Source organism: Buchnera aphidicola (Macrosiphum euphorbiae) (assembly GCF_005237295.1).
GTDB classification, from domain to species: domain Bacteria; phylum Pseudomonadota; class Gammaproteobacteria; order Enterobacterales; family Enterobacteriaceae; genus Buchnera; species Buchnera aphidicola_AP.
On record NZ_CP033006.1, the window covers coordinates 261,762 to 275,836 of the forward strand.

A 14,075-nucleotide genomic window follows, 5' to 3' on the forward strand; every position below is an offset into this window, starting at 1 on the left:
TATGATGCAAAACATAACTAACAAGTAATTATGTTTTAAATTTTATTTTTACTTTATCATTTCTCTTGAATTGTAAGTGTTTTTAATAAATTTTACGAAAAAAGAAATCTATTGCAGGAAAAATTATAATAATAATGTTAATTAAAAATTTTCTTATAGCTTTTTTAATGTTTTTTAGTGTGGTAGTTTGTGCAAAGGATACATTTTTAGTTAAAGATATTCAGTTTAAAGGATTAAAAAAATTTTCACAAAATGAAGCATTAAAAAATATTATTTTTAGTATCGGAAGTGAAATATCGCAATATGATGTACAAAATAGTATTAAATCTTTATTTAAAACAGGAAAGTTTGAAGATATTAAAGTGGCGTTTTCAGAAAATACCATTACTTTTAATATTAAAGAAAGACCTGTTATTTCTAATATTGTTATTTCTGGTAACCATATTTTGAATTATTCTATTTTAGATAAATATTTAGAGAAACTAAATATTAAAGAGGGAAGACTTTTTAACGATTTTTTTATTAAAATTTTTATTAAAACAATAGAAGATTTTTATCATGATATTGGAAGATATAAATCAAATATAACAATATTAAAAAATTTTTCTGAAAATAATACTGTGAATTTAAAAATATTAATCAATGAAGGTATGCCAATAAAAATTAATAGTATAAAAGTAGTTGGTATTCAAGATTTTTGTAAAGAAAAAATTATGTCATTATTTAAGTTGAAAGATCATCATGCTTGGTGGGATTTTCTAGAAAAATGCATTTACTCCCCAAAAGAACTAAATAACGATTTAGAAAATTTAAAGTATTTTTATTTAAATCGTGGATATTTTTATTTTAATATAGATGCTCAAAAAGTAGATTTTCTTCAAGATAAAAATGAGGTAAATATCACTATAAATATTTCTGAAGGAAAAAAGTATAGAATTTCAAATTTTTTCATCAATGGCAATTTTTTTCCATATCAAGAATTAATTACTAAGTTTATTACAATTAATCGTTATGAATTTTATAATAAAGAAAAAATTGATGTTATAGCACATAGAATAACAAGATTTTTATCTGAAAATGGATACATTAATGCTAAAATTATAGTTGAACCAAAAATTAATCATGAAAAAAAAACAATAGTATTAGATTTTAACATTGATATTAAAAAACGTTTTTTTGTGAAAAATATTCATTTTGAGGGAAATGAAATAACTCAAGATAAAGTTTTACGTCGTGAAATTAAACAAATAGAAGGTGAATATTTCAATATAAAATTAGTAGAATTAGGTAAAAAATTACTAGAAAAAACAAAATATTTTAGTGATGTTGAAATAATTAAAAAAGTGAATCCTGACAAATCTAATCAAGTGGATATTACCTATAAGGTAAAAGAACAACCTACTGGTTCTATAAATTTTGGATTGGGATATGGGATAGATAGCGGTACGAGTTTTAATGTTTCTTTTTCCCAAGAAAATATGTTTGGTTCTGGAAACGCTTTGAAAGCTAGTATCATTAAGAATAATAATCAAAAATATGCTGATATATCAATGAGTTATCCGTATTTTTTTTCTAATAGTGCAGATTTAAACACTAGATTTTTTTATAACGATTTTAAATATAATTTTAGCAGTATTTCAAATCTTATAAAAAAAACTTATGGTTTTGAAAGCAATTTAGGGTTTTTAATTAATGATTCTAATAAAGTAAACTTTGGATTTGGATATACTCATAACGGTATTAATAATAAAGAAAAAATAATCGATTCTTCTTTATTAACAAAAAAATCATTAGATTCAATGTTTTTAAAAAATAGTTTAGTGGAAGATTTTACTATAAATTATTCTTGGATTTATGATAATTTAGAATATTTTTATTTTCCTACTTCTGGTAATCAAATACACATTAGCGGAAAAAACACTGTTCCTGGATCTGATAATAATTTTTATAAAATAATATTTGATGGCCAGAAATATATTCCATTAAATCAAGAAAAAAATTTAATATTTTTAAGTCATATTTATATGGGAATGGGGAATATCTTTAATAAAGAAAAACTTCCTTTTTATGAAAACTTTTATGCTGGTAGCACAAATAATATTCGTGGTTTTCGTATGAATACTATCGGTCCTAAAACAACATATAATCGTGATCAGTTAGACGATTGTATTGGATATAAAAATAATAATATATGTGAATCAATTGATTCAATCGGTGGAAACTTGACTTTAGTTTCTAATTTAGAGCTTATTGTACCTTGTCCTTTTATAAATAAAAAATATTCTAAATTTCTTCGTGCTTCTTTGTTTTTAGATGCTGGTAATGTTTGGGATACACAATATGATAATACTAAAAATATTGATTTTTTTTCATTTCTAGAAAATAACATATTAAATGATATTTATTCATCAGTTGGTCTTTCATTACAATGGTTTTCTCCGATTGGTCCACTAGTTTTTTCTTATGCAATTCCTATTCAAAAAAATCAAAATTATCAGTTAGAACCATTTCAATTTAATATTGGTAAAAATTGGTAATTATAATATAAGTTAAGATAAAAATTATTTGGTATATTTTATTATAAAAATATTTATTTTCTTAATATCAAATAAATAGTTTAAATCAAATTTATAATTTTCAAATATAATTTTTGACTTCAATAAAATTATGAAATGAGGTAAGTATTTTGAATGTTGTAAATAATACGTTAAATATTAAAAAAATTTTAAAAATTTTACCTCATCGCTATCCTTTTTTACTAATTGATCAAGTTGTAAACTTTGAAAAATTTAAATATTTGCAAGCAATAAAAAACTGTACTATAAATGAACCGTATTTTCAAGGCCACTTTCTAAATGAGCCAATTTTTCCTGGTGTATTAATTGTTGAAGCTATGGCTCAAGCAGCAAGCATTCTAATATATAAAAGTTTAGGTAAATTAAACATAAATAAATTGTATCATTTTGTAGGTATAGATAATACTCGTTTTAAGAAAACAGTGATTCCTGGAGATCAAATATTTATAGAAGTAACTATTTTAAAATCTAATAAAAATATTTTAGTTTTTAAAAATACAGCTGTAGTAAATAATAATATTATTTGTAAATCTAATATTACATTTGCTAAAAAATATTTATTTTAAAATAAAAATTTATATATAAATTTCGGAAAATATATGAATAAACCAAAATTTATTCATCTTCATGTACATAGTGATTATTCCATTATTGATGGATTATCAAAACCTGAAGACTTAGTTAAAAAAGCAGCATCTTTAAATATGCCTGCTATTGCAATAACTGATTATAATAATTTATACGGTGTGATTAAATTTTATAAAATGGCTCATAAATTAGGTCTAAAACCTATTATTGGTGTTACAGTAAAATTTTTTTCTGATTTAATTAATAATGAATTAACGAAGTTAACTTTATTAGCATCAACTCAAGAAGGATATAAAAATTTAATTTTATTAATTTCTCGTGCCTATCAAAAAGGATATATCAATAATGATGATGTTACTATTGAAAAAAAATGGTTATTAGAAATTAATAAAGGATTAATATTACTTTCTGGAGGTACTCAAGGTGAACTTGGAAAAATTTTACTTAACGGTCAATCGTCGTTAATATCTACTTGCTTATCGTTTTATCAAAAATATTTTCCTGATTCTTACTATTTTGAATTATTTCGTACAAATAGAGATAACGAAGAAAAATATCTACATTTAGCTATAGATTTATCTTTATCTACTAATTTTCCTGTTGTTGCTACTAATGATGTTTGTTTTTTAAACGAAGAAGATTTTAAAATTCATAAAATTAGAATTGCTATTAATGAAGGTAAAACATTACAAGAGTCAAAAATTCAAAATAATTATAGTAATCAGCAATTTTTAAAAAGTGAAAAAGAAATGTCTGATCTTTTTTCAGATATCCCAGAAGCGCTTATAAATAGTGTGGAAATAGCGAAACGTTGTAATGTTTTTATATATTCTGGAAGATATTTTTTACCCCAGTTTTCAACAGGAAAAACAAGTGTAGAAAATTATTTAATTACACAATCATATAAAGGCATAAAAAAACGTTTAAGTTTTTGCGACTTTAATAAAAAAAAATATAAATATATTTATCAAAAATATAAAAATCGTTTAGATATGGAATTGGATGTAATTAATAAAATGGGTTTTCCTGGATATTTCTTGATTGTTATGGAATTTATACAATGGGCAAAAGATAATAATATACCAGTCGGTCCAGGACGAGGTTCTGGAGCAGGTTCTCTTGTAGCGTATGCTTTAAATATTACAGAAATAGATCCATTATCTTTTGATCTTTTATTTGAAAGGTTTTTAAATCCAGAACGTATTTCTATGCCTGATTTTGATATTGATTTCTGTATGGAAAAACGCGATAAAGTCATTGATCATGTTTCAGAAATATATGGTAGAAATGCAGTTGCACAAATTATTACTTTTGGGACATTAACAGCAAAAGCTGTTATTAGAGATGTGGGGCGAGTTTTAGGGTATCCATATGGATTTATTAATAAATTATCTAAGTTAGTGCCTTTAGATCCTGGAATCACTTTGAATGAAGCTTTTTCAAAAGAATCTGAATTATCTAATTTTTATAGAAATAATGAAGATGTTAAAAATTTAATTGATATTGCTAAAAAATTAGAAGGAACAAATAGAAATGTTGGTAAACATGCAGGAGGTGTAGTTATTTCACCTACTAAAATTACTGATTTTTGTCCATTATATTGTGATGAAAAAGGGGATAATCCAGTAACTCAATTTGATAAAAATGATGTAGAATATGTGGGATTAGTCAAATTTGATTTTCTTGGTTTACGCACACTCACTATTATTAATTATGCAGTAGAAATGATTAATGTAAGATTAAGAATTTATAAAAAAAATCTAATAAATATTAATTTTATTCCTCTTGACGATGTAAAGTGTTTCGATTTATTGAAAAAATCTGAAACTACTGGTGTATTCCAATTAGAATCTTATGGTATGAAAGATTTAATTAAAAGATTACAACCTGATTGTTTTGAAGATATAATTGCTTTAGTAGCACTTTTTAGACCCGGTCCGCTGCAATCTGGAATGGTCGATAACTTTATTAATCGAAAACACGGACGTGAGAACATTTCATATCCTGATCATAAATGGCAACACATATTATTAAAACCTATACTAGAATCAACATATGGCATTATCTTATATCAAGAACAAGTAATGCAAATAGCACAGGTTTTAGCAGGTTATACACTAGGTAGTGCAGATATTTTAAGACGTGCAATGAGCAAAAAGAATTTAAAAGATATGTCAAAACAACGTGTAATATTTGAAGCAGGAGCTTTAAAAAATGGTATCAATAAAAATTTATCAATAAAAATTTTTGATTTGTTAGAGAAATTTGCAGGATATGGATTTAATAAATCTCATTCTGTAGCTTATGCTTTAGTTTCTTATCAAACTTTATGGTTAAAAGCACACTATCCTGCTGAATTTATGGCTTCAGCTATGACATCTGATATAGATAATACAGAAAAAATTATTGTTTTAGTTAATGAATCTTTGAATATGGGAGTAAAAATTATACCTCCAAATATTAATTTAAGTAGATATGAATTTTATGTAAACGACCAAAGTAATATAGTCTATGGTATTGGTGCTATCAAAGGAATAGGAGAAAACTCAGTACGAAATCTTATTGAAGAACGCGAAAAAAACGGATTTTTCTATGATTTGTTTGATCTTTGCATGAGAATTGATCCTAATAAAATAACTCGTAGAATTTTAGAGAAATTAATAATGTCTGGAAGTTGTGATTGTTTTAATGAAAATAGAAATTATTTGCTTAAATCAATTGATGATGCTATAAATGCATCAAAAGAATCTCTTAGAACGCAATCTTTTAAACAGGAAAGTCTTTTCGGTGTTTTCAAACATGAGTTAAAACAAGTAAAAAAACATAATTTTATTAATTTAACTTATTCTGAAAAAAATAAATTAGAAAATGAATATCAAGTATTAGGATTTTATCTTACAGGACATCCTATTGATCAATATGAAGAAGAATTAAAATATTATGTAAATAGTCTAAAATTATCACAATTAAAATTTTTTAGAAAAAATAAGAAAGTTTTAGTTGCAGGAATTATTGTCTCTATTAAAATAAAAATTACTAAAAATAAGAATCGCATAGCTATTTTAATATTAGATGATAATACTATTCGTTTAGAAGTCGTGATTTTTACAGATTTATTAAATTTAAATGAATCTATTTTAAAATTAAATACACTTTTATTTGTAAGAGGAGTTTTAAATGTTAGTTTTATCAGTAAAAATATTAAAATGATAGCTTATGATCTCATAGATTTAAGTATGATGAGAAAAAAATATATAAATAAATTAATTATTACATTAAATGAAGAAAAAACTGATGTGTTTTTTTTAAATAAGTTATGTGACTGTTTGGACAAACAATCTAAAGGAAACGTGCCTGTTTTTATTTCTTATTATAAAAAAAGATCACGCTTAAAATTAGAATTAAATAAGGAATGGTCTGTTATAATTACTGATGATTTTTTAAATGAATTAAAATTATTAGTGGGGTCAAAAAAAATACAATTAGAATTTTTTTAATAACATCTTTTAAAGTAATTTATATAAAAAATCAATAGATTCTATAGAGTAGAATTTTTAATCAAATTTTTAAAAAAAAATTTGATTAATGATGTTTTTGAGTATTAACGTAATAATTTTTTAAAAAATATTTTTTATAAATAAAATTATATGAATAATTTTAGTTTCTAAGTTGCTTCACGATAAAATTTATTATGTCTTTAATATGAATTAAAATGTTTTTCTTGTTTTTTCTTTCACGATATTCAACATTATTATTTTTTATTAAACGTGTACTAAGAATAATTTGATGGGGAATACCAATTAAATCAATTTCATTGAACATAACTCCCGGTTGTTTATTACGATCATCCAAGATAACGTCTATTCCTATTTTTTTGAAATTTTGATATAAAATATTTGCCATTTTTTTAATTTGATTAGATTTTTCCATATTTATAGGCAAAATAACTAATTCAAAAGGCGCAATAGAATGTGGCCAAATAATACCGTTTTTATCATGATTTTGTTCAATAACAGCTGCTACAATTCGTGTTATTCCTATCCCATAACAACCCATATATAAATTTTCTTGTCCACCATTTTTTATCTTAATAGACTTTTGCATTTTTCTAGAATATTTTTGTCCGATTTGGAATATATGACCAATTTCAATGCTTTTTTTAATATTTAATAATCCTATACCATTGGGACTGAAATCATTTTCTGTTACTTTTCTAATATCTTTAATTATTGGTATAGGTAAATCAATACCCCAATTTACATTAATAAAAAAATATTTATTAATATTTGAACCAATAGTAAAATTTTTCATTTTATAAGTAGAAACATCAGCAATAATAGGAATATTTAATCCTAAAGGTCCTAAGAATTTTTTTTCCGTTCCTATTAATGACATAGTTTCTTTTTCATTGAGGAATATCAAAGGTTTTTTTAAAATATCAATTTTTTCTATTTTAAATAAGTTTAATTCATGATCTCCTCTTATTAACAACGCAGCGATTGAAGTTATGTGTTTTATTTTTATTTGTACTAAAAAAGTTTTAATTTGATTATGTAATGGTGTATTTAATTTCTCAGAGCTTATTATAGACTTATTAGTTTTTGATTTATCTTGAATAATTGTAGATTGATCTTTTTTTTTAAAAAAACTTATTGTTTCTATAGATTCAGCCATATTAATATTTGAAAAATATGATTTATCAGAAGAAAAAACTATTTCATCTTCTCCATTTTTAGAAAAAGCTTGAAATTCATGTGAAATATTACCTCCCATAGAACCTGAATCAGCTTTTACTACACAAAAATCTAACTTCATTTTTTTAAATATATTTATATAACTATTATAAAATTTATTATATGTTTTTTCTAGACACGTTTGGTTAATATGAAAAGAGTAAGCGTCTTTCATTGTGAATTCACGTGCTCTAATTACTCCAGAACGAGGTCGTGTTTCATCTCGAAATTTTGTTTGTATTTGATATATAATTAATGGAAGTTCTTTATATGAATGAATTTCAGTACTAATAAAATTAGTAACTACTTCTTCATTTGTAGGTCCTAAAATAAATTGGTTGTTACGACGGTCAGAAAATTTTAATAATTCCTCTCCATATACACTAAAGCGACCACTTTCTTTCCATAAATATTCAGGTTGAATAATAGGCATTGATATTTCTAATGCGTTTATTTTTTCCATTTCTTTTATAATGATTTTTTTTATTTTTTTTAGTACTCTTATCCCAGTTGGAAGCCAAATATATAAACCTGAAGATGTTTTTCTGATCATACCACTTCTTAACATTAGTTGATGGCTGATAATTTTTGCGTCATAAGGTATGTCTTTTAAAGTTGATAATAAATATTGACTTGTAAGCATTTATTGAGGTCTCAAAAATAAAATTTTTTTAATGGTGAACATAATTTTATTATATAATAGAATTATGTTCTAAATAATTTATTTCAAAATAAAATATGTAAAAAAATAAATATATATACTTTTTTTGAATTAATATAAATATTATATATTTTTAAAAAAATTGAATATAAATGTATATTATTTCAATATGTATAAAACGGATTTAGTCTGTGTAGATCATTAATAAAATTAACTTGTTTTTTTTTTAATACAGAGGTTTAATGATTTTTTTACATATAAAAACAGTGGTTAAAAATATCTATAATGAATCATAATACAAATGAGGAAAAAACAGAAAATCCTAGTGAACATCGTATTAGAAAATTTCGTAAAACAGGAAAAACAAGGTATTCTAGAGAATTAAATTCTTTATTAATTTTATTAGTAGGATTTATAAATTTATGGTGGTTTAGAGATTTAATTATTTTTAATCTTGGTAAAATGATGTCTAATAGTTTTTGTTTTGATAAGAATGATTTTTTAAATAAAAATAATATTTTATTAGAAATATGTACATCTTTAAAAGATATATTATATGTTTTTTTTCCATTTTTAATATCTTTGTTAATTGTAACTACAATACCTCCTATACTTTTCAGTGGTATTAAATTAAATTTTAAATCATTAAAATTTAATTTTATAAAATTAAATCCTTTTCAGGGTTTGAAAAGAATGTTTTCTTTGCAAATAATGATAGAGTTTTTAAAGATTATATTGAAATTATTTGTAGTTAGTAGCATATCCTTTTGGTATTTATATGTTTCTTTTTCTAAAGTCTTATCTTTAATTAACGAAAATTATATATCTTCATTATTAGATGGATGTAATGTAATTTCTGTTTGTTGTTTTTTAGTAATATTAGGATTAGTTCCTATTGTTTTTTTTGATATTATTTGGCAACAATTTAATTACTATAAAAAATTAAAAATGACTCGTCAAGAAATCAAAGATGAATTAAGAGAGAAAGAAGGAAATCCAAATATAAAAATTCGGATTCGTCAAGAAATGAAAGCTGCTATGCGCAGAAGAATGATTGCAGATATTCCTAAAGCTGACGTAATTATCACTAATCCTATACATTATTCTGTTGCACTTAAATATGATGAAAGTAAAATGAACGCACCTAAAGTGATAGCTAAAGGTATAGGTGAAGTAGCTATAAAAATACAGAATTTAGCACTTAAAAATAATATCTCTATTATTTCTGCACCATCATTAGCTCGTTCATTATACCGTTATTCCGAAATAGGACAATACATTCCTGGTCCTCTGTATAAAGCTGTTGCAGAAGTTTTAGCATGGGTTTGGAAAGTACGACAATGGAAAAAAGAAGGCGGCGTTTTTCCTGAAAAACCTAGAAATATACTAGTTCCATCTGAATTAAATTTTACAGGAGAACATAAAACTGATGATTAATTTGTCTTCTTTTTTTCGTATTGTAAAAAGTTTAAAAACAACTCAATGGCAAATACTTTCAGGTCCAGTACTTATTTTAATGATTTTATCAATGATGGTTTTGCCATTAGCACCTTTTGTTTTAGATATTTTCTTTACTTTTAATATTGCTTTATCAATAATAATTTTGCTTGTTTCTATGTTTACCCGTCATACTTTAGAATTTACTGCTTTTCCAACAATTCTACTATTTTCTACATTATTACGTTTAGCGTTAAATGTGGCATCTACTCGTGTTATTTTTTTAAGGGGTCATACTGGAACAGATTCGGCAGGAAGAGTAATTGAATCATTTGGTCATTTTTTAGTAGGTGGAAATTTTGCTATTGGTATAGTTGTGTTTATAATTTTAGTTATTATTAATTTTATTGTTATTACTAAAGGAGCTAGTAGAATAGCGGAAGTTGGTGCACGATTTATATTAGATGCTATGCCAGGGAAACAAATGGCAATTGACGCTGATCTAAACGCAGGTTTAATTGGTGAAGAAAAAGCTAAAAAACGCCGTATAAAAATAACACAAGAAGCTGATTTTTATGGTTCTATGGATGGTGCTAGTAAATTTGTACGCGGAGATGCAATTGCTGGAATTTTAATAATGATCATTAATATTTTTGGGGGTTTAATTATTGGTCTAATACAACATCATATGCTATTAAATAAAGCTGTAGAAGTTTATACATTGTTAACTATTGGAGATGGTTTAGTTGCTCAAATTCCAGCTTTAGTTATTTCTACCGCAGCAGGTGTTATCGTGACACGCGTTAGTAGTAACCAAAATGTTGGGGAACAAATGGTTAGTCAATTGTTTTATAATCCTCAAGTTATTTTATTGAGTGCAATAGTATTAGGAATTCTTGGTTTGGTTCCAGGAATGCCAAATATTATATTTTTAGCATTTACAGTTTTATTGTTCATTCTTTCTTGGTGGTTATACGAAAAAAAATATGATCTAGAAAATAATTTTTTAAATTCTAATAAAAAATATAAACTAATACATGATGCAATTTCTGAAGCATCTTGGAAAGATGTTGAACTAGAAGATCCAATTAGAATAGAAATAGGTTATAAATTAACACCAATGACAGATGTTAATCAAAAAGGTGATTTATTAGATAGAATTCGTGTAGTTCGTAAAAAAATTGCCCAAGAAATTGGATTTTTGCCTCCACTAGTACGTATTAAAAATAATATGAATTTATCAGGAAATATTTACCGTGTTTTTATTAAAGGAGTAGAAGTAGGTCAAGGAAAATGTTTTTATGGGCGTTTTATGGCTATTAATTCAGGCAGAGAAACAGAATCTTTACCTTTTGAAAAAATATATGAACCTACTTTTGGTTTATCTGGTTATTGGATTGATGAAGAATTTAAAAATACCGCTCAAAAAAAGGGGTATTCTGTTATAGAATCTAGTGTTGTGATTTCAACACATTTAAATTTTTTAATTACTAAGCATGTTGATGAATTATTTGGACGTCAAGAAGCTCAACAATTATTAGAACATGTCAGTGTAGAAATGCCAAAATTAACTGAAGATTTAGTCCCGAATGTAATTAATTTAACAGTACTTCATAAAGTTCTTAAAAATTTATTATTAGAACATGTTCCAATACGTGATATGAGAACTATTTTAGAATCATTATCAGAATGTGCAGATACTCAAAAAGATCCAAATGAACTAACCAGTACTGTACGTATTGCATTAAGAAAAATTCTTATGCAAAAATTATTTCATCAAAATAGTATTATTGAAATAATAGGACTAGAATCAAATCTAGAGCAATTATTATTAAATAGTTTAAAAGCGGGAACTAATATTATAGAACCTACTCTATCTGCAAGTTTATTAGAAAAAACAAAAGAAGCTATTAAAAAACAATTATTAATAGGTGCTCCTCTTGTATTATTAGTCAGTCATCCCTTGCGATATTTCTTATCTAAATTTTTACGACAAAGTTTTCCAGAATTAACTGTTTTATCTCATCTTGAAATTATAGATGCAAAAAAAATAAAAATGACTAATATTATTGGTGTTTCATAAAAAATAGAATTAGAAAGTTGTTTTATCTATATTTTAAATACAGATTGGTGTGGCGGTAAGTAGTGCGTTTTAGTGCTACATTATTTCCTCACCTTGCTGGTTTTTTAGAGTTTGTATAATATGAATAATATTTTACATTTTTTTTGTCACTTTAATACCAAGTATATTAAGTCCTTTTTTTAACGTTTTAGCTGTTAAAATAGATAACTTAAGTCTACTTTTACGATTTTTTATTTTTTTAGAAAAAAGTATAGAACAATTTTCATAAAAATTAGAAAAACTTGTTGCAAGTTGATAAAGATATTTGCATAAGATATGAGGTGTTCCTTTTTGAGAAATCAGCAGAATAATTTCTTCAAACTCTAATATTTTAATAGCTAAATTAATTTCATTTTCTTTTTTCAATACAATTTTTTCTTTTAATTTATTCACAGGAATAGTAGATTTTTTTAAAATGGAAATAATTCTTGTATAAGCATACTGAATATAAGGGGCAGTATTACCTTCGAAACTTAGCATTTTATCCCAGTCAAAAACATAATTAGTGTTTCTATTTTTAGATAAGTCTGCATATTTTACTGCGCCAATACCTATTATATTAGCTAATTGAACTGCTTTTTTTTTAGATAAATTAGTTTTTTTTTGTTTGATTAAATGTATTGCTCTTTCTATGGCTTCATCGAGAAGTGCAGAAAGTTTGATGGTATCACCATTACGAGTTTTAAATGGACGTTTATTTTTTGATAACATCATTCCAAACATATGATGTTCTAATGATAAATTAGGAGATGTATAATTAGCTTTTTTAGCTATAGTCCAAGCTTGTATTAGATGTTGATGTTGACGAGAATCAGTATAATATATAATACGATTAGCATGTAATTTTTGACATCTGTATTTAAAACAAGCAATATCAGTAGTAGAATATAAAAATCCCTTATCTTTTTTTTGAATAACAACACCCATAGATTCTCCTAATCTATTCTTGAATTCTTTTAAAAAAACAACTGTAGAACCGTCTTTTTCAATTGCTATTTTTTTATTTTTAAGATCGTTAACAATATCAGGAAGCATTTTGTTATATACACTTTCTCCCATAGTATGATTTTCTTTTAAAGTTACATTTAGCTTTTTGTATATTTTATAATTTTCCAGCATTGTAATCGATACTAATTTTTTCCAAATAGAAAAACAATTTTTATCTCCATTTTGCAACTTTACTACGTATTCTCTAGATTTTTCTGCAAATAATTCATCAATGTCATATTTTTTTTTTGCTCTACAATAAAATTTTTCTAGTTGTGTGAGAGATAAGTTGTCATGTTTTAATTTTTTATCTTCTAAATATGCAATTAACATCCCAAATTGTGTTCCCCAATCACCGATGTGGTTTGCTCTAATCACATTATGTCCTAAGAAATCTAATATTCTTGCCATAACATCTCCAATTATTGTTGAACGTAAATGTCCAATATGCATTTCTTTCGCAATATTTGGAGAAGAATAATCTATTACAATATTTTGTGATTTAGAGCGATTTATACCAAGACGAGATGAAATAAAAATTTTTTCTAATTGTTCCGAGATCCAGTTTTCATGGATAAAAATATTAATAAAACCTGGTTGAGAAAATGTTATTTTTTTATATCTAGATTTTTTTTTAATATTCAATATTATTATCTTGGATAATTCATATGGATCTAAATTTAATATATTAGATATTTTTATTAAATTATTAAGTTGATAATGACCTAATTTTGTTTTTTTATTCAATATAATAATAGGGTCGTATTCTTTATGATCAATTTTAATTAAAGCATTTTTAATATCTTTTTTTATTATGTTTTTTAAATTCATTATAAAAGCCTTTTCTTATATTACATTGAATTTTTAATTATTTTTTAAAAAACTAATGTAAATACATATTTTATGATATCTTACTAAAAGTAAATCATAATTGCATTTTCAGAATATATTATATATATTACATTTTATAT

The 14,075-nt window shown here is 24.3% G+C and carries 7 protein-coding genes; 5 read left to right on the top strand and 2 right to left on the bottom strand.

From position 1 onward, the window contains the following. Positions 1-134: 134 nt before the first annotated feature. The 3 genes from bamA (at position 135) to dnaE (ending at position 6,661) form a co-directional block, all read left to right on the top strand. Positions 135-2,537 carry an outer membrane protein assembly factor BamA gene (gene bamA / locus D9V71_RS01195; RefSeq protein WP_158340565.1) on the top strand — a complete coding sequence of 801 codons (2,403 nt, stop codon included), beginning with the start codon at positions 135-137 and terminating at the stop codon, positions 2,535-2,537. A 149-nt stretch (positions 2,538-2,686) separates the two neighbouring features. Beyond that, positions 2,687-3,142 carry a 3-hydroxyacyl-ACP dehydratase FabZ gene (gene fabZ / locus D9V71_RS01200; RefSeq protein ID WP_158340566.1) on the top strand — a complete coding sequence of 152 codons (456 nt, stop codon included), beginning with the start codon at positions 2,687-2,689 and terminating at the stop codon, positions 3,140-3,142. A 33-nt stretch (positions 3,143-3,175) separates the two neighbouring features. Then, the gene (gene dnaE / locus D9V71_RS01205) at positions 3,176-6,661 is read left to right on the top strand and encodes a DNA polymerase III subunit alpha (RefSeq protein WP_158340567.1); all 3,486 of its coding nucleotides are present in this window, start codon (positions 3,176-3,178) and stop codon (positions 6,659-6,661) included. 160 nt (positions 6,662-6,821) lie between these two features. On the opposite strand, the gene D9V71_RS01210 is transcribed toward dnaE, so the two are convergent. Then, entirely contained in the window at positions 6,822-8,540 is a 1,719-nt protein-coding gene (locus tag D9V71_RS01210; RefSeq protein WP_158340568.1) for a proline--tRNA ligase, read from the bottom strand. Between the two features lie 303 nt (positions 8,541-8,843). Here D9V71_RS01210 and flhB point away from each other — a divergent pair, with 303 nt between their 5' ends. After that, the gene (gene flhB / locus D9V71_RS01215) at positions 8,844-9,995 is read left to right on the top strand and encodes a flagellar biosynthesis protein FlhB (protein WP_158340569.1); all 1,152 of its coding nucleotides are present in this window, start codon (positions 8,844-8,846) and stop codon (positions 9,993-9,995) included. Next, a complete protein-coding gene (flhA, locus tag D9V71_RS01220; protein ID WP_158340570.1) occupies positions 9,988-12,078 on the top strand; it encodes a flagellar biosynthesis protein FlhA in 2,091 nt (696 codons plus the stop codon). The genes flhB and flhA overlap by 8 nt, the downstream gene beginning before the upstream one ends. Before the next feature lie 132 nt (positions 12,079-12,210). On the opposite strand, the gene argS is transcribed toward flhA, so the two are convergent. Then, positions 12,211-13,935, bottom strand: coding sequence for an arginine--tRNA ligase (gene argS / locus D9V71_RS01225; RefSeq protein ID WP_158340571.1), 1,725 nt, complete (start codon positions 13,933-13,935; stop codon positions 12,211-12,213). Between the last annotated feature and the right edge of the window lie 140 nt (positions 13,936-14,075).

Coding starts and splice junctions, on each gene's coding strand:
- dnaE (WP_158340567.1), top strand. CDS start 3,176: ATGAATAAACCAAAATTTATTCATCTTCATGTACATAGTGATTATTCC.
- flhA (WP_158340570.1), top strand. CDS start 9,988: ATGATTAATTTGTCTTCTTTTTTTCGTATTGTAAAAAGTTTAAAAACA.
- flhB (WP_158340569.1), top strand. CDS start 8,844: ATGAATCATAATACAAATGAGGAAAAAACAGAAAATCCTAGTGAACAT.
- bamA (WP_158340565.1), top strand. CDS start 135: ATGTTAATTAAAAATTTTCTTATAGCTTTTTTAATGTTTTTTAGTGTG.
- argS (WP_158340571.1), bottom strand. CDS start 13,935: ATGAATTTAAAAAACATAATAAAAAAAGATATTAAAAATGCTTTAATT.
- D9V71_RS01210 (WP_158340568.1), bottom strand. CDS start 8,540: ATGCTTACAAGTCAATATTTATTATCAACTTTAAAAGACATACCTTAT.